Below are 16,667 nucleotides of genomic sequence, written 5' to 3'. Positions count from 1 at the left end.
CGGCCAACGCATTGTAATTTGCGGCCACAGCCTCGGCGGCGCCATTGCATTGCTGTTGGCCGAAGGACTGCGCCGAACGCCGGACGCCCACTACAACATCCTCCTTTACACTGCCATCCACCTACTCACCGTTTCCCACCTCCCTGTGCCACTGCTCCACGACCCGTTCAAAATGCACTTCAGGTGTTTCCCCAGCCCGAGGCGGCCAATGAATAACGCTGCTTCGGATCGTCTCTTCCAACCGGCGCACCACCAGGAACGCCAACTGCTCGGGGCTGCGCCATTGCCAGGTCCGCGCCTGTTCCAGTATTTGGCTGAGCCAGACCTTGGGGTCCTGGAATTCGACCAATGCCGCCAGGTCCTCACTGTGCTCCGCGAGCAGATAACGCAGGATATTGGCGTGCAGGATGGCTTCGGCCTGTGGGTTTGGCGTATCCAGCCAGGGCGCTGGATCCGGTGCCGAATAATCGCCCGGAGCAGGGTTTTCGCTTTGGTGCCAGCGCCCTTCATGCCAATAGCACACGCTGACCAGCGGCCCGAGATAGACCGGCCAGTGCTCCTTTGATAGATGGAGCAAGGCGCGGGCCAGGGTGCGGTTGTCGTGAATACGATAGAGCGCCCGCTGCCCCGTCGGCCCCACCAGCAGCCTGTCGCGCCAATGTCGCGTTGCACCCGCCAAGTCGGCAGCGGATAGGCTAAAGAGCCATCCCCAGTTCGACTCGGGATGTTGCAGCAGGTCGATCAGTGCAGGCTCATTCATTTGTTCCAGCAATAGGATCAGCGGGCCAGAACTCGCCAACTGCGCCGCATCGGTCTCGCTGTAGAGCTTGCAATAACGCGACAGGTCGCGCCCTGCCAGCAGCGGTTGGCTAGCCTCATGACTCCCCTCAAGCATCAGGCATAGGTGGTAGCCTTGTTGCTGTTGTCGGGCCATCCATCGAGTGACCAGGCTGTCCATCAAGCTGCCCTCCCCGCAATATCGCACTGACCTTCGCGGCAGCATTCGCACAGGGGGCAAAAGTCCGCACCCAGTTTTTTAGCCAAATCCATGATGACGCCTTGCGCTGCAGAAACTTGCGCGCGGGCAACTGGCGGGGGCGTTACCGAGCGCGTTGCGGACGGTGAACCGCCCAGGATGATGGGCCGGCTGCTGAAAATACCTCCGGCCTGAATCAGCAGGTGCTCTCCGCCAGCCTTCAGGCTCAGTTGCGCACCCGCCTCAATCACCAGGTTGGCACCAGCCTTGAGATGAACCTGTTGCCCGGCTTCGATCACCAGGGTCTGAGCAACACGGGTCAGGCTATCGCCCTGTACGTCGAGGTGGTCATGCGCCTCGAGCACGACCTTGCGAGCACCGAGAATATGGCGACGCTCCTCACTCTCCAATCGAACCGTACTGGCTCCCCGAATGACTTCATGCCGTTCCCCTGCCACTTCCAGGCGGCTGTCATGCCCCACCCGTTGTTCCAGGTCACGCTGGGCGCGCAGGTAGATGAGCTCTTCGCCACTGCGGTCTTCCAGATGCAGCTCATTGCCACCGCTACCGCCTGGGGAGCTGCGGCTGCGCAGTACCGTGCGTGTCTTGTGCTGTGGCAAGGGGTAAGCCGGCAAGTGCGACGCATTGGGCAGGCAGCCGTTGACCAAAGGTTGGTCCGGGTCGCCTTCCAGGAAGCTCACCAGCACTTCCATGCCTACCCGGGGAATGACCAGCGCGCCAAATCCGTCACCGGCCCAGCCCGACGCCACCCGCAGCCAACAGCTGCTCGTATCGTCGTTTTTGTCCAGGCGATCCCAATGAAAGCGCACCTTCACCCGGCCATAGGCATCGCAATGCACGTCCTCTCCAACGGGCCCGGTTACCGTTGCGGTCTGGCTGCTACTGATCGTCGGCTTGGGGTGCTTGAGGGCCGGGCGATGCACTGCGCGCCAGGGGGTTGCAGTGAATCGGTTGCGATAGCCCTGAAACCCGCCGGCCTCGAATGCCGACTCTTCCAACACCTGCGGCTGGTAGCCCTCATGACGCACCGACGTCAGCAACCATAAGTCATTGCACGCTGGATCCGGGTGACCGCACAGTTCAAGAAAGTGACCACTGCGTAACGCGGGTTGATCGCTTTTGCCCAACACCCGATGGCGATCACGCTGATGGCGCTCCAGGCCACGCCGCGCCAGTTGCGCCCCCCGGGCACGGCCGGTGAAACCACCGGGGCATTCATAGTCTTCCCATGGTTCTGCCGTTTTGGCACCGGCCTGTTCTTGCAGGCAAAACGAAGGATGCTCAAAGTCATAGTCTCGACGCACGGTTCGCTGACTGCGTGCCTGCAAACGCCGGTCGAAGCGCTGGACCACCCGGGTCTCGAGCGCCGGATCACCCGACGAGCAATAACGCTGCACCGCCAGCCGTCGAAATACCGTCTGGTCGTCACCGAATACCAGCAGATGGTTATCCACGCTGTGGCGAAAATGGTAGTGAATACCCTCCTCTTCACACAGCCGCTGGATAAAGTGCAGGTCGGATTCCCTGTACTGCACGCAAAACACCCGCGGTGGATACACCACCGGTCCAAGCTCGAAGGCATAGGCGTCGGCAAGGATCCCGTGGTGTTCAAGGACCGTTGCAATGATCTGCGGCACGCTGCGTTGCTGGAATATCCGCTGGTCGCGACGATGGGCAAGGCAGGCCAGGCGCGGGGCGAGGGTCAGGTGATAACGGGTGAGCCGCACGCCAGGGTCACCTCGACCGATGGCGTAGACCTGCCCATGCAGCCCCTGCTCCGCTTCGCCAAAGTCCAGATAGGCGGGTTGATGAAGCAGCGCCTCCAAATCGAAGGAAGGGTCTTCGCTGACCAGTTGCACATGTATGAAGTAAGGCTGATCGAGGGCTTCAGTGCCTTTGAATGCCACTACCTGAAAGTCTGTAGTTATGCCTGAAAGAACTAATTTGAAACGTGACGAAATAAACGCGTTAACCATCCTTTGTTACCCGCCATCAACTTTTCAACTGAACGACTCTCCCTCGCCAATACCGGATGGATTGCGAAAAAAAGCACCTGAACAGACTAAAGCTTAGCGATTTCCCGCGCTTTTCGGCGCTTACCCAATAAAAAAGAAGTTTCGTACACCGAGGATGGAAGTGTCGCTTATAAAGCAAGACATACAGCCAATAAGACATCTAAGAACAACAAGAAAATTCTTACGCGATTTTATATCTGAATAACCAAGTTCCGAAGAAACAGCTGACATCTGCCCACCAACGTTATCGGACAGGGGAAGCGTATTACAGAACCTCCAACCTGTGGGAAGTGGTCTGGAAGGTGGTAATCCGTCGCAAGAAACCTGGGGTTCAGCCACCCTCACGAGGATTACACACCTTCCAGACCACCGCCTACAGGCTCGATCACTCCTGTGTGGTTATCAGCCACCAAAGCGTTCCGGCTTTGTAAAAATAATTTTCTCGATCCGTATTTTTGATTCCGAACGCGAAGGGAACCCGGCTCGCTCCAGAGGGCCTGATGTGCAAGGATGTGACACTGAACATCGCTCGATGAACGCAAAACCAAGGACTTTTCATGACTGCCATCCCCACCCCTGCGCCCGTAATTCCCGGGCGGCTGGAGCAGATGTCGACGCGCATCGCTTTCTTTATCGCCGGCTTCGGTATCGCCGCCTGGGCGCCCTTGGTGCCGTATGCCAAAGCGCGCGCAGATCTGAATGAAGGCACGCTTGGCCTGCTGCTGTTGTGCCTGGGAGTTGGCTCGATCATCGCGATGCCGGCAGCAGGCGCCTTGGCATCGCGCTACGGCTGCCGTCGCGTACTGACCGCAGGGACGCTCATGATCTGCCTGGCCCTGCCGATGCTGGCCACTGTCAGTTCGATCCCGTTGTTGATCGCAGGGTTGTTCCTGTTCGGCGCGGGCCTGGGCACCGTGGATTCCACCGTCAATCTGCAAGCGGTGATTGTCGAGCGCGCCAGTGGTAAAACCATGATGTCGGGCTTCCATGGTTTATTCAGCCTGGGGGGCATCGTCGGCGCAGCGGGGGTTGCCGGGTTGCTGGGCCTGGGCCTGTCGCCACTGCAGGCGACGCTGGTAGTGGTGGCTATCATGGTTGTGGCGCTGCTCAAGGCCGCACCGCACCTCCTGCCTTATGGCAGTGAAAGCTCCGGCCCGGCGTTTGCGGTGCCACATGGTGTGGTGTTGTTTATCGGTTGCCTGTGTTTCATCGTGTTCCTGGCCGAAGGTGCCGTGCTGGATTGGAGTGCGGTATTCCTCAGTGCCGAGCGCGGCCTGGATGAAGCTTACGCCGGCCTTGGCTACGCGGCATTTGCCTTGACCATGACCGCTGGGCGTTTGACCGGTGATGCCATTGTCCGACGCCTGGGGGCAACGCGAGTGATCGTGATCGGGGGCACCTTGGCGTGTGTCGGCCTGCTCATCGCGACGCTATTACCCGCCTGGGAAACTGCATTGCTTGGATACGCATTGGTGGGTGCCGGGTGTTCGAATATCGTGCCGGTGCTGTACACCGCCGTCGGCAAACAAAAGGTCATGCCGGAGCATATTGCGGTGCCGGCCATCACCACGCTCGGTTATGCCGGCATTCTCGCCGGCCCTGCGGTAATCGGCTTTATCGCCCATGGCAGCAGCCTGAGCACCGCCTTTGTATTGATTGCGGTGTTGCTGGCTGCCGTGGCCATCAGCGGCAAAATCCTCAAGGTATAGGCCCGGCAGTCAGCGCGCTTTGCGAGCATCGTCCTGCTCCCGCCAGCGCTCGAGGCTTTTGTTGCTCAGCCAACCCTCTTTGTGGGGTGGGCCAAACAGTCGTGTGCCGTTGGCACGTTCCAATGAAGGCAGCAAACCTGGGCGTTCGATAATGTTCTTCGCCGTGTAGACACACAACTCACTGTATTGGGGCCTGGGCATGCCGGTAGACGTATCCAGTACAGGGCTGCCCTTCTGATCAACTTCGTAAGGGTCCTGCATGACCGCCTTGAGCTTGGCAATCTCAACGTACTGGTGTTGTTCGAACAGGAAGGTGCGGTCCATTGTCTTGTCTCTCAACTGTTCAAACTGGCTTTGCAGCGCTTGCACCACTTGAGCGTTGCCATGGGTATGAAACGGATCCTGGCTGAACACACTCGCCGAGCTGTTGCCATGCAAAGCCTGGGCTGCCGCACTGAGGCTGTCACGCGTGATATCGCCGTCGCGGCTGAAGATGGTGTCGCTTAACCGCGCACGCTTGAGAATTTCCCTGACGACCTGAATGGCGCCGTCCAGTGCCTCGTTTTCACCCATGGGTTGAGCGGCGATCCGCTGCAATGACATCCAGGTCAAGCGCCCCTCATTAAGGAAGGGGTGCAACAGGCCAAAGGCTTTTTCAAGGGCCTTTGCCAACTGCTTGTCCGTTGAAGTTTCACCCGGCAGGGAACTGCTCGCCCGTTCAGCGGGGAAGTTCTGTAGGTCTCGATGACTTAGAGCGGATAACGTTCCGCGCAAAAGAGTGAGCTGGCGAGAGATCCCTCGCTCCGGCACGGAAGAAGCTTCCTGCCAAGTGACCGGTGATAGCGTCGTTGCTCGCGCAGCTGACCCGCCAGGGGCGAGAGGCCGACCGGGAGGTAGTACACCCTCGATTTTCATGGGTTTTCTCCAACTCTATTCAGATGCATATCCGCTTGGTGACCTGTGTCGGAATGACAAGATCAACGAATGGATTCCATTCGGACAAGCACCTCATGTGTGGCTGGAGGGAGACGGCAGTTCCGGATGAGCAGCGAATACCAATGACAATATGTAAAAGCCCAGGCAAGGCAGCATCAACCTGACTTTCGACTACGCCACCACGTCGCCAGGCTATTGATCAGCCCGGTGCTTTTCAGTGAATCAGCGCGGGCCACTGGGACCTGGCGGTCAGCCAACATGCCCCGGGAAAAATCATCCGCAACGGGCGCCTGAAATTTTCGCTCGCCGGCAAACGCTTTCATGCGGCGGGCTTGGGCCACATATTCCTGCGCGGCAGTGGGCATACCTTCTGATACTCCGCCCTTCTCGGACAGCGCAGGGTTTACTTGCTGGGTGTTTTGCAGAAGTTCAAGGCGGCAGGATTGGGAGGAATTAAACGAAGTTGAAGTCATGTGTTTTCCTTCAGGCGAAATCTGAAAAGCAGTGGGCCAATGCACCACCGCAGTTACCACCTATGTGGCAAATAAGCGTAAGCCGTTCCTTAAATGATTGAATCAGGCGCCGTTTTCGCAGCACAGCGCCTGAAGGCGGGTTATTGCGACAGTAAGGCCAATGCTTTGCGACGGATCTTTCCATCACCGTCGGCACTGACGAGGTTATCCAACAGTTTGAGCAGGTCGCCCCGTTTCATGACTGCCTGGGCCAATTGGATCAGGTGATCCTTGGCTGCATCGCCTGTGAGCTCCTGACTTGCGAGTTTCCTCAAGTCTTTGAATTTCAGGTGTGGCCCGCCGCTCCCATCCTTGAGTTCATCGAAATGCTCGAGCATTTCAGCGGCCAATTCCTTGTCAGTCTTGTACTTGAAGTAGTTATCTCCCTGGATAACCGCGTTCAGGCTTTTCCAATCAATAAGATCATTCAACGCACCGGTGCGACCGTTCCGGTCAAGCGCCGCCATCAGCTCCGGACGTCGCAGCAGCTCATTGGCCAAGCGGGCGTTTTCCCTCATGACCGGGTTAGGTGACCATCCTCGTTTCGCCATCGCAAGAATGCTGTCAACGCTGATAGACCCAGGGTTATTTGGATCTCTAAACGCGTTGAAGCTATCGCGCAATTGCTGCGCCAACTCTTCGTTACTCTTTAATGAGTATTGCGGATCCGGCCTGCCGGGGGCTACCGGGTAAGGCCTACCCCCTGCAGTAGGGTCGGGGCGCGGCGGTGGATTGCTTGCCCCGGGGTTGGGCCTTGGCGGCGGGTTGCTGCAGCCCGGATGCATGGGCGGCCGATGCCCCAGGAACCAATGACTGAGCCAGCGCTTGAGTTGGCTCAGTAAGTGATGCAGCCCGGGAGGGTTGTGTTGATGGCCAAGCACATCAGCCGCGGTTGTTGCCGGCTGATGGTGATCGAACACCGGCCCGGCCTTGTTTTGCGTGGTCGGGAAGTTGACATGGGCAGCACGCTGATCATTGAAAGAAGGCGCAGCAGGTGCCTCGCGAGTGTTTTTGACGACAGCCTTGCCAGTGACTTGTGAACGGTCTGGCGTTGTTGAAGCAGAGACGGATGTATCCATCGATACAGACATAGGTTTCTCCATTGCAGTAGGCGCGATTTCAGCTTGTCGCTCCAACGCAGTGTCGAAGCCCATCAGCTTTCCCATGTGTGGTTTTGTGTCGGAAACAGTTCCTGACGCAGCAACAATACGTGCTTTGACGGTGTAGGAAACAGATCAGGCAGGCTTGCATTACGCCTGGCGCGGGCAAAAAAAATCGCAACCCTTGGGCTGCGATTATTGCCATCAACCGAAGATCAGAATCCAACGCTTGCCTGTACGAAGAACGTGCGCGGCTCGCCCAGGTATATCCCGGCGTTATTGTCGCTGGAGCGTGTGTAATGTTGCTGGTCGAAGAGGTTTTTCACCCCCACGCCAAGTTTCAGGTTCGACAGTTGCGCACCGAAGTCATAACCGCTGCGCACGTTGACCGAAACATAACCCGGAATATCACCGTACTGGCCGTCAGCGGTGCCTTGGGTGATATAGGTGGTGCCGGTGCCTGGCGCACGCTGGCCAGACTGGGCATAGACGTCCAGGTTGTGCGTCCAGTGATTGACATCGTAACGCAGGCCCAGGGTCGCCACTTCACGGGAATACAGCGGCAGATCGCGGCCCTTGAACGGTACGTCGCCCTCGGAGGTGGCCTTGGTGTAGGTAAAGCCGGCGTTGGCGGTCAGACCGTCGAGGCGCGGGTCAAGATTGGACAGGTCGTAGTGGGCCGACGCTTCGATACCGGCGTGCTTGGTGGCGCCGAGGTTGGTCCAGCCTACGTCATTGCTGACGTATTGCAGTTCATCCGAGAAGTCGATGTAGAACAGCGTCACTTCGCCGCCCCAGATGCTGTCGTTGTAGCGCGTCCCGATCTCGTAGGTCTTGGCTTTTTCCGGGTTCAGACCGTTGGCGGTCTGGTTGCCGGTACCACCCTGCCCCAACTGGAAATACTGCAAGCTGCCGAAGGAGGTTTCGTAGTTGGCGAACAGTTTCCATGCGTCGCTGACGTGGTACATCACGCTCAGGGCCGGTAGCGGTTCATTGTTGTGAATCTCGCGGCGTTTTTCCTCGGTACGCTTGCCGTTCAGGGCCACTACCGGGCGGTCATGCCATTCGGTGCGGATGTCTTCAAAGCGGATGCCCGGCGTGATGGTCCACTGGCCGATGTCGATTTTGTTGTCGATGTAGAAAGCGCTGGCTTCGGTGCCGCCGGTGCGGTCTTGATAAACGTGGCCGTCGCTCTGCCCACCTGGCGTGGGTACGTTGTTGACCAGGTTAAGGCTGGTGGCCTGCTCGTGCATGCCTTCCTTCAAGTAGCGGTAGCCAACGCTGACTTCCTGCGTGCTGGGGCCCACATCGAACACATGGGACACCCGTGGCTCGATGCCGAAGGTGTAGTAGGTGCGTGGGTAGGAACTGAGGGTTTTCAGATCGCGGTTGGCGATGTTGCTGCCTCGGAAGCTGTCGGAATAGTAGGTCAGCACTTCAGCCTGGGTACGGTCGTCAATCTGGCGGATGTACTTGAAGGACACGTCCTTGCGGCGGCCGCTGAAGTTGTCCCAGTCGCGCACCGACTGGTACGGGTTGGCGTCAAACTGCTCCTGGGTCAGGCCACCGGGCATGTCGGCGCTGGCATCGTAATAGTGGAAGTTCAGCGAGAAGTCGTCTTGATCGGTCGGCGCCCAGTGGGTCTTGAAGATTACATCGTCAATGTCGTTGGAATTGTTGCTGTTGCGATAGCCGTTGCCATTGACCCCGGAGTACAGCAGCGCGGCGCCGATGCCGTTGTCGGCGGTGCCGCCGATAAACGCATTTTCGACGTGCTTCCAGCCACCGTGGGCGGACGTTTGCAGGGTAGTGCCGACTTCCCCGGAGAATTTTTCCGGGATGGCGCGGGTCACGAAATTGATCACGCCGCCGACGTTCTGCGGGCCATAGCGCACGGACCCGGCACCACGCACGACGTCGATGCTGTCAAGGTTACCGGCGGAAATGGGCGCCATCGACAGTTGCGGCTGGCCGTACGGGGCGAAGGCTGCCGGTACGCCGTCAATCAGCACGGTGGAGCGTGGCGACAGGCGTGAGGTCAAGCCGCGTACGCCGACGTTGAGAGAAATATCGCTGCCCCCGGTGCCATTGGATTCCTGGACCTGCACGCCAGGCACGCGGCGCAATACGTCGCCGACGTTCATCGCGCCCTGCTCCACCATGGCTTCGCGGCGCACCACCGTGCGTGCACCCGCATGGTTTTGCACCACGGCGGCATCGGCATCGCCGAGCCAGTCGCCCACCACCTTGATGTCGGTGACGCCCAGTTCCAGCGGCGAGCCAGCTTCGCCAGTGCCGGAGCTCAGCGTGCGCAAGGTTACGGAGCCTGCGTCGATCTGGTAATCCAGCCCACTGCCTTCCAGCAATTGGCGCAGGGCTTGTTCAGGCGAGAGGTTGCCATCCACTGCTGGGGCTTGCTTGCCGGCGACCATGTCGGGGCTGAAGAACACTTGCAGGGAGGTCTGCTGGCCCAGTTGGCTCAAGGCTGCACCCAGGGGCTGGGCGCGAATATGAACGCCTTCGCCAGCCTGTGCGGCAGGCAGCGCGATGCTGACTGCGATAGCCAGGGCGAGAGGCGCCCAGCGGGAGGTTTTATTGTTGTGGAGGGCGAGTTTTTTCACGTCGAACCTAGTCCTGTGATCGCAAAAGTGTGCGGCTGTTAATGCAAACCAGTTGCAGTTGCAGGAGAAGACGAACAATGCGAAAAAAACCTGAATGTCAGCGTGAAATAATTTCCTGGCTGCCGTCCGGCAAGGTGCGCAAGGCAACCGGCAGAATATGTGGCAAGGCTTTGAGCAAGGCGTCGGTGTCACTGGCGTTGAACACGCTGGTCAGACGCAGGTTGCCCACCGCTGCCGTGGTGATGCGCAACGGTTGCTCGCGATAGCGCGACACTTCCCGCGCCACTTCGGCCAGGCTAGCGTTGTTGAACACCAGTTTGCCGGTGCGCCATGCGGTCAGCTCTTCAGGGTTTACGGCATAGGCCGCAGCCACTTCGCCCTGAGTATCGACATGAGTGCCGCGGCCGGCGGTGAGCGTCACGACTTGAGCCGACGCTCGTCCCTGCACCTTGACGGTGCCGGTCTCGACCACCACGCGGGTGCGGTCGTCATCGCGACGCACATCGAAGCATGTGCCGGTGACCGTCACCTGCCCTGCCCCGGCGGCCACCACGAACGGGCGACTGGCGTCGTGCTCGACACTGAACATCGCCTCACCCTGCTTGAGCTCAATGCCCCGCCGACCTTTTTCGTAGTGAACCGCAACCACACTGCGGCTGTTGAGGTCCATCACAGAACCGTCGGGCAAGGCCACCTGGCGCTGCTCGCCCACCCGGGTAGTGAACTCGGCGCTGTAGGGCTTGGACTGGCCCAGCCCGCTGAACAAACCCAGGCCCACGGCAATGGCAACCACACCGGCCACTACCGCATAGCGCAACACCGCCCCACCCCTGGGGCGCTCGGCCGGCGCATCGCACAAAGCCTGCAAACGGGGTTGGGGCAGCAGATCCGTGGCGCTCCACAGCCCTTGCAGCACATCGAATTCATATTGGTGTTCGGGCTGCTCGGCACGCCAGGCCTCGAAACGTTGCCGTTCTTCGGCGTTCAACGGGCCGTCTTGCAGGCGCACAAACCATTGCGCCGCTTCGTCACGGACACGCTTATCCATCGTGGAAGATCCTGTTTCAAAGCGGGTCATGGCGCCATTGCATCCAGGCGGTCACGCAGATGCCGCAGGGTGCGGATCATATACTTCTCCACCATGTTTTTAGACAGCCCCAGGCGCACGGCGATTTCCTGTTGGGTGAGCCCCTCGATTTTCTGCCAGATAAAAATCTTGCGACAGTTGAGCGGCAACTCGACCAGGGCCCTCTCGATGGAGTCGGCCAACTGAATCGCGTGCATGTAATGCTCCGGATCACCGCTGTGGGGGGCGTGATCAACGGCCTGCAACGTCAACGCCTCGCGGCGTTCTGCGCGCCGGTAGGCGTCCACCGCGATATTGCGCGCAGTTTGATGCAGGTAGGCGCGCGGTTGTGCAACCTCGCTGGCGTCGGACTCAAGCACTCGCACAAAAGTGTCGTGGGTCAGGTCCTCGGCTTGGTGACGGTTCCTCAAGCGGCGCGTCCAGGTGCCGATCAACTCTTCGTAGTGCTCGAAAAAGCCTGTTCTGCGGGGCGGCTGAGGAATCATCGCGAAGGCACTGAGGAGGCGGGGCGTGAATAGTAATGCTTCCTATTAAGTGGGGCAATTGCTGTCCATCGCCGGTACGCCCGCCGCACTCAAACCCCTCAACTTTTTGAAATCACGCTACTCATGTATTGATGCAGATCGCGGAAGTCCTGAACGCTCCACGCGTGCGGCGCTATCTTCACACCGTTGTCCTTCAACGTCTTTGGAATCAGGTTGCCATTTGGGCGAAGTATTATCGACGAGACGATCACGCCCGGATAATCATGCAGCCGCTGTTTGAACGCGGCGGTTGTAAGGTCAGGCGTGGGGGGATTGCTTTTTTTAGCCAATGGCCCGGTGGCCTTTATATCGGGTCCATGGCACACGCCGCATCGCTGTAGATAGAGCGTTTTTCCATTGCTGTTTTCCGCAACAGCCAATGATGTCTGAGCCAGTGATAAAACGGCTGATAAGCCAATGAGTAAACTTTTCATCCTTGGGGTGCGTGTCGACATACACATTCCTTTGCTCCATCCCTTACCTTTTGTTTTCAGCATATTACGATAAACCTTTGCCTTGCGCCCCGGCGCTACACCTGCGGCCCGCGGTCTAGGCGTACAAGCCGTGCGGTGAACTTCCGCTCCCCGCCGCCAGTCAGCTGAAAGGACTCGGATAAACACAGTGGGTGGGCGATGCAGATTTCCTTGCAGCAACAAGTGGCTCTGGTCACCGGCGCCAGTTCAGGCATCGGTGCTGGCGCAGCCAAAGCCCTGGCCGACGCGGGCGCGGCAGTGGTGCTTAACTACAACTCCCAGGCGGCCCCCGCCGAGGCCCTTGCCGCACAGATCAATGCCAACGGCGGTCGGGCGCTTGCCATCGGTGGCGATGTGTCCAAGGAGGCTGATGTCGAGCGCCTGTTCGCACAGACCCTCGATGCCTTCGGCCACCTGGATATTCTGGTGGCCAACTCCGGCCTGCAAAAAGACGCCAACCTGGTCGACATGAGCCTCGAGGACTGGAACACCGTGATCGGTGTCAACCTCACCGGGCAGTTCCTCTGTGCCCGAGCGGCAGTGCGTATCTTCAATCGTCAGGGCGTTCGTGAGGGCGTGTCACGAGCGGCCGGCAAAATCATCCATATGAGTTCGGTGCATCAAGTCATTCCGTGGGCCGGGCATGTGAATTATGCAGCGTCCAAGGGCGGCGTGGAGATGCTGATGCGCACCCTCGCCCAGGAAGTCAGCGAGCAACGCATCCGCATCAACGGCATTGCGCCTGGGGCCATTCGCACGGCGATCAACCGCGCAGCCACTGAAGGCGCTGCGGAGAAAGAGTTACTCAAATTGATTCCTTACGGTCGCGTCGGCGATGTAGAAGATGTGGCCAATGCAGTGGTGTGGCTGGCCAGTGATGCTTCTGATTATGTGGTCGGCAGTACGCTGTTCATCGATGGTGGCATGAGCCTTTATCCGGAGTTTCGCGGCAATGGTTGATCTGAAAAAAGAACCCCAAAGCGCCATCGATGCCCACGGCATCATCGGCGACATGCGCAGTGCCGCACTGGTAAACGACCGTGGCAGCATCGATTTTTTCTGCTGGCCGGAATTCGACAGCCCGTCGATCTTCTGCGCACTGCTCGACACGCCCGACGCCGGCACCTTCCAGCTTACCCCGGACCTGCCTAACGCCCGCCGCGAGCAGATCTACCTGCCTGACACCAACGTGCTGCAAACACGCTGGCTGAGTGACGAGGCGGTGGTAGAAGTCACCGACCTGCTGGCGGTCAGCGAAGAGGTCGACGAGCTGCCTTTGCTGATTCGCCGAGTACGGGTGGTCAGCGGCCAGGCCAACCTGCACCTGCGTTGCGCCGTGCGCCACGACTACGCACGTGCCAAGACCCACACCACAGCCGATGACAGCGGCGTGCTGTTCAGCGCCGACGGTCAGCCCGGCCTGCGTCTGGTAGGCAGCCACCCGCTGACCCTCGAAGAAAATGCAGTCGTATCCCGCTTCACCCTGGCCCAGGACGAGGGCGCCGAATTTGTGCTCGGCGGCCAGGATGATCCGCGGGTGGTCAACAACTGCACGGACCTGTACCTGGAACGCACCCTCAAGTTCTGGCGCGGCTGGATCTCCCAGTCCAATTACCGTGGGCGCTGGCGCGAAATGGTCAACCGCTCGGCCTTGGCGTTGAAGCTTTTGACCTCGCGCAAGCACGGCGCAATCATCGCCGCCGCCACCTTCGGCCTGCCGGAAAGCCCCGGCGGCGAGCGCAACTGGGATTACCGCTATACCTGGATACGCGATGCGTCGTTTACCGTCTACGCGTTCATGCGCCTGGGGTTTGTCGAGGAAGCCAACGCCTATATGCGCTGGCTCAAAGGCAGAGTCAGCGACTGCTGCGGCCAGCCGACCAAAATCAATATTCTCTACGGCATCGACGGTCGCCAGGAGTTGCCGGAAACCACACTCGATCATTTGCGCGGCCACGGCGGCGCCCAGCCGGTGCGCGTGGGCAACGAAGCGTTCGACCAGATCCAGCTGGATATCTACGGCGAACTGATGGACGCGGTGTATCTGGTCAACAAGTACGGCGAAGCCATTTCCCACGAAGGCTGGAAACATACGGTGGAAGTGGTCGACCAAGTGTGTGAGATCTGGAACCGCAAAGACGTAGGTATCTGGGAAATGCGCGGCGAGCAACACCACTTTCTGCACTCGCGCCTGATGTGCTGGGTGGCCTTGGACCGTGCTATTCGCCTCGCCTCCAAACGCTCGCTGCCCGCCCCATTCGCGCGCTGGGACCAGACACGCCAGGCTATCTACGCCGACATCTGGAGCAACTTTTGGAACGAAGAACGCGGGCATTTCGTCCAGCATATCGGCAGTACGGCGCTGGACGGCTCGATGCTGTTGATGCCGCTGGTGCGCTTCGTTGCGGCCACCGACCCGCGCTGGCTGGCGACGCTGGAAGCGATCCAGAAAAGCCTGGTGCGCGACGGCATGGTCTACCGCTACCGCAATGACGACAGCCAGATCGATGGGCTGCAAGGCACCGAAGGCGCATTTGCCGCCTGCTCGTTCTGGTACGTCGAATGCCTGGCCCGCGCCGGGCAAGTGGAAAAGGCCCACCTGGAATTCGAACAGCTGCTGCGCTACGCCAACCCGCTGGGACTGTACGCCGAAGAATTCGACAGCCAGGCTCGGCACTTGGGCAACACACCTCAGGCGTTGAGCCACTTGGCATTGATCAGTGCGGCAACGTTCCTGGACCGCAAACTCAGCGGGGAGAAGACTGTATGGCAACCCTGATGTCCCCTGCCCCGCTGTTGTATGTGCGCACGTCCATGCTAGACGTGGCTTATGAAACCCACGGCCCCATCGCAGGCGAGCCGGTGATCCTGCTGCATGGCTTCCCTTATGACCCTCGCGGTTATGACGAAATCGCGCCGGTGCTGGCCGAGCGTGGTTATCGGGTGTTGGTCCCCTATTTGCGCGGTTATGGCCCGACGCGGTTTATCAACGACCAGGTCATGCGCTCCGGCCAACAGGCGGCGTTGGCCAAGGACCTGCTGGATTTCATGGATGCGCTGTCCATTAAGCAGGCCACGCTCGCTGGGTATGACTGGGGTGGGCGCGCGGCGTGTATTGTCGCGGCGCTATGGCCCGAGCGGGTACGCGGCTTGGTGACGGGGGACGGTTACAACATCCAGGACATCGCCCAGTCCCTCGAGCCTCGGGCACCGGAAACCGAGCATCGATTATGGTACCAGTATTACTTCCACACCCAGCGTGGAGTCGACGGTTTGACCGCCAATCGACAAGAGCTGTGTGAGTTGTTATGGCGGCTTTGGTCGCCGACCTGGCGTGAAGGGCCAAGTCTGTATGGCAAGACTGCGCCGTCATTTGATAACCCGGACTTTGTCGCGGTGGTGATTCACTCTTACCGCCATCGTTTCATGTATGCGCCGGGTGATCCCGCGCTGGAATCCATTGAGCAGGCATTGGTGCAGCAACCGGCGATAACGGTGCCCAGCATTTCGTTATGCGGGGCCGACGACGGTGTGGGCCCGCCGTCGCTTGAGGATGACGATGTGGAGCACTTCAGTGGTTTTTATCGCCGGCAGGTTTTGCCAGGCATTGGTCATAATGTTTTCCAGGAAGCGCCCCAGGTCACGCTTGAAGCATTGCTGGAACTACTGGAGCGGTGAAAAACGCTCCCGGTAAGCTTGAGGCGTCACTGACAAGGCCCGCACAAAGCTGCGGCGCAAAGTCTCCTCACAGCCAAAACCGCACTGCATGGCGATACGTTTGATGGAGGTCGTGCTGTCTGCCAATTGCCGGCGCGCGGTTTCGACACGGATCAGTTCCACGGCCCGTGCCGGGGTCTGGCCGGTCTCGGCGCGGTAATGGCGCAAAAAGCTACGCTCGCTCATGCCAGCCTGGGCTGCCAGGGTGGCGATGTTCAGATCCAGCGTCAGATGGTCGGCGATCCAAGCGTGCAGGTCGGCAAAGCGGCTGTCGCTCTTTTGCAGGGATAACGTCACGCTAAATTGCGACTGACCGCCAGGGCGCTTGAGGAACACCACCAAGTGGCGGGCCACTTCCAAGGCAATGCCGCGCCCCAGGTCATCCTCTACCAGGGCCAGGCACAGGTCGATCCCGGCGGTCACACCAGCAGACGTCCATACCGCGCCCTGCTGGATGAAAATCGGATTGGCCTCCACTGTGAGCGCGGGAAACTTGCGCGCCAGTTCTTCACACCGCGTCCAGTGCGTGGCCACGCGGCAACCATCGAGCAAACCGCTGGCGGCCAGCAGAAAGGCCCCGGTGCACACCGAAGCCATGCGCCGGGTGTGCCGGGATTTATCGCGCACCCATTGCACCAGTGTCGGGTCTTCGGCGGCAGCGTACACGCCCCAGCCACCGGCGATCACCAGGGTATCGCAAGGCGCGTCGATGGCGGGCAGCGGTTCAGCCAGCAGCGCCAGGCCGGCAGAAGTCCTCACCGGTTCAGGCTGAGCGGCGATCACATTCACCGCGTAGGGCAACGGTAAACCACGTTGGCGCAACAGGTCATTAGCCGACGCAAATACTTGCAGAGGCCCGGTGACATCGAGCACCTGGGCATTTTCAAAAGCGAGTACATGAATAATCTTGGGCATGATTGGCGTGATTAGTGGGCTCAATGGCGTACCCGCCAAAGCCTAGGCTTCTACAGTGCGG

General features: G+C 59.6%; 14 protein-coding genes and 1 pseudogene. 5 read left to right on the top strand and 10 right to left on the bottom strand.

Annotation, left to right across the window (positions count from 1 at the left end; all coding sequences use genetic code 11):
- Positions 1-112, top strand: a pseudogene (locus J1G33_RS27430) (lipase family protein); the annotation flags it as partial.
- A gap of 9 nt (positions 113-121) precedes the next feature.
- Here the strand turns inward: J1G33_RS27430 and J1G33_RS27425 are convergent.
- Both J1G33_RS27425 and tssI read right to left on the bottom strand, forming a co-directional pair.
- On the bottom strand, positions 122-958 hold the full coding sequence (locus J1G33_RS27425) for a DUF4123 domain-containing protein (RefSeq protein WP_032876835.1): 837 nt from the start codon (positions 956-958) through the stop codon (positions 122-124).
- Entirely contained in the window at positions 958-2,973 is a 2,016-nt protein-coding gene (gene tssI / locus J1G33_RS27420; RefSeq protein WP_223019149.1) for a type VI secretion system tip protein TssI/VgrG, read from the bottom strand. The genes J1G33_RS27425 and tssI overlap by 1 nt, the downstream gene beginning before the upstream one ends.
- A 596-nt stretch (positions 2,974-3,569) precedes the next feature.
- On the opposite strand from tssI, the gene J1G33_RS27415 reads away from it, so the two are divergent.
- Complete coding sequence (locus J1G33_RS27415) at positions 3,570-4,721, top strand: MFS transporter (protein ID WP_032876840.1); 1,152 nt, start codon at positions 3,570-3,572, stop codon at positions 4,719-4,721.
- 9 nt (positions 4,722-4,730) lie between these two features.
- Here the strand turns inward: J1G33_RS27415 and J1G33_RS27410 are convergent, their stop codons facing one another.
- The 7 genes from J1G33_RS27410 to J1G33_RS27380 form a co-directional block, all read right to left on the bottom strand.
- On the bottom strand, positions 4,731-5,393 hold the full coding sequence (locus tag J1G33_RS27410; RefSeq protein ID WP_228309674.1) for a type III secretion effector protein: 663 nt from the start codon (positions 5,391-5,393) through the stop codon (positions 4,731-4,733).
- A gap of 419 nt (positions 5,394-5,812) precedes the next feature.
- Complete coding sequence (locus J1G33_RS28025; protein ID WP_032876842.1) at positions 5,813-6,130, bottom strand: hypothetical protein; 318 nt, start codon at positions 6,128-6,130, stop codon at positions 5,813-5,815.
- Between the two features lie 140 nt (positions 6,131-6,270).
- Positions 6,271-7,323: a type III secretion effector protein gene (locus J1G33_RS27400; RefSeq protein ID WP_262416969.1), complete on the bottom strand. Its 1,053-nt coding sequence runs from the start codon at positions 7,321-7,323 to the stop codon at positions 6,271-6,273.
- Between the two features lie 161 nt (positions 7,324-7,484).
- The gene (locus tag J1G33_RS27395; RefSeq protein WP_223019147.1) at positions 7,485-9,890 is read right to left on the bottom strand and encodes a TonB-dependent receptor; all 2,406 of its coding nucleotides are present in this window, start codon (positions 9,888-9,890) and stop codon (positions 7,485-7,487) included.
- A gap of 97 nt (positions 9,891-9,987) precedes the next feature.
- Entirely contained in the window at positions 9,988-10,938 is a 951-nt protein-coding gene (locus J1G33_RS27390; RefSeq protein WP_223019146.1) for a FecR domain-containing protein, read from the bottom strand.
- A gap of 26 nt (positions 10,939-10,964) precedes the next feature.
- Positions 10,965-11,462 (bottom strand): sigma-70 family RNA polymerase sigma factor, encoded by a 498-nt coding sequence (locus tag J1G33_RS27385; RefSeq protein ID WP_223019145.1) that lies wholly within the window; start codon positions 11,460-11,462, stop codon positions 10,965-10,967.
- A gap of 98 nt (positions 11,463-11,560) precedes the next feature.
- Complete coding sequence (locus J1G33_RS27380) at positions 11,561-11,956, bottom strand: cytochrome c (RefSeq protein ID WP_228309670.1); 396 nt, start codon at positions 11,954-11,956, stop codon at positions 11,561-11,563.
- 177 nt (positions 11,957-12,133) lie between these two features.
- On the opposite strand from J1G33_RS27380, the gene J1G33_RS27375 reads away from it, so the two are divergent.
- The 3 genes from J1G33_RS27375 to J1G33_RS27365 are packed head-to-tail and all read left to right on the top strand — an operon-like array spanning position 12,134 to position 15,652.
- Complete coding sequence (locus tag J1G33_RS27375; RefSeq protein ID WP_005786823.1) at positions 12,134-12,934, top strand: glucose 1-dehydrogenase; 801 nt, start codon at positions 12,134-12,136, stop codon at positions 12,932-12,934.
- Positions 12,927-14,753, top strand: coding sequence for a glycoside hydrolase family 15 protein (locus tag J1G33_RS27370; RefSeq protein WP_148854462.1), 1,827 nt, complete (start codon positions 12,927-12,929; stop codon positions 14,751-14,753). Before J1G33_RS27375 ends, J1G33_RS27370 begins: the two co-directional genes overlap by 8 nt.
- A complete protein-coding gene (locus J1G33_RS27365) occupies positions 14,741-15,652 on the top strand; it encodes an alpha/beta hydrolase (RefSeq protein ID WP_223019144.1) in 912 nt (303 codons plus the stop codon). The genes J1G33_RS27370 and J1G33_RS27365 overlap by 13 nt, the downstream gene beginning before the upstream one ends.
- Here the strand turns inward: J1G33_RS27365 and J1G33_RS27360 are convergent.
- The gene (locus J1G33_RS27360) at positions 15,638-16,606 is read right to left on the bottom strand and encodes a helix-turn-helix domain-containing protein (protein WP_223019143.1); all 969 of its coding nucleotides are present in this window, start codon (positions 16,604-16,606) and stop codon (positions 15,638-15,640) included. The genes J1G33_RS27365 and J1G33_RS27360 overlap by 15 nt on opposite strands.
- Positions 16,607-16,667: the final 61 nt, after the last annotated feature.

Source organism: Pseudomonas sp. P867 (genome assembly GCF_019891455.1).
GTDB classification, from domain to species: Bacteria; Pseudomonadota; Gammaproteobacteria; order Pseudomonadales; family Pseudomonadaceae; genus Aquipseudomonas; species Aquipseudomonas synxantha_A.
This window is presented reverse-complemented; position numbering and strand designations above follow the sequence as displayed.

What these genes read in the sequence shown, in the direction of transcription:
- J1G33_RS27370 (WP_148854462.1), top strand. Translation starts at nt 12,927, where the DNA reads ATGGTTGATCTGAAAAAAGAACCCCAAAGCGCCATCGATGCCCACGGC.
- tssI (WP_223019149.1), bottom strand. Translation starts at nt 2,973, where the DNA reads ATGGTTAACGCGTTTATTTCGTCACGTTTCAAATTAGTTCTTTCAGGC.
- J1G33_RS27385 (WP_223019145.1), bottom strand. Translation starts at nt 11,462, where the DNA reads ATGATTCCTCAGCCGCCCCGCAGAACAGGCTTTTTCGAGCACTACGAA.
- J1G33_RS27360 (WP_223019143.1), bottom strand. Translation starts at nt 16,606, where the DNA reads ATGCCCAAGATTATTCATGTACTCGCTTTTGAAAATGCCCAGGTGCTC.
- J1G33_RS28025 (WP_032876842.1), bottom strand. Translation starts at nt 6,130, where the DNA reads ATGACTTCAACTTCGTTTAATTCCTCCCAATCCTGCCGCCTTGAACTT.
- J1G33_RS27415 (WP_032876840.1), top strand. Translation starts at nt 3,570, where the DNA reads ATGACTGCCATCCCCACCCCTGCGCCCGTAATTCCCGGGCGGCTGGAG.
- J1G33_RS27425 (WP_032876835.1), bottom strand. Translation starts at nt 958, where the DNA reads ATGGACAGCCTGGTCACTCGATGGATGGCCCGACAACAGCAACAAGGC.
- J1G33_RS27365 (WP_223019144.1), top strand. Translation starts at nt 14,741, where the DNA reads ATGGCAACCCTGATGTCCCCTGCCCCGCTGTTGTATGTGCGCACGTCC.
- J1G33_RS27375 (WP_005786823.1), top strand. Translation starts at nt 12,134, where the DNA reads ATGCAGATTTCCTTGCAGCAACAAGTGGCTCTGGTCACCGGCGCCAGT.
- J1G33_RS27380 (WP_228309670.1), bottom strand. Translation starts at nt 11,956, where the DNA reads ATGTCGACACGCACCCCAAGGATGAAAAGTTTACTCATTGGCTTATCA.
- J1G33_RS27400 (WP_262416969.1), bottom strand. Translation starts at nt 7,323, where the DNA reads ATGGGCTTCGACACTGCGTTGGAGCGACAAGCTGAAATCGCGCCTACT.
- J1G33_RS27390 (WP_223019146.1), bottom strand. Translation starts at nt 10,938, where the DNA reads ATGGATAAGCGTGTCCGTGACGAAGCGGCGCAATGGTTTGTGCGCCTG.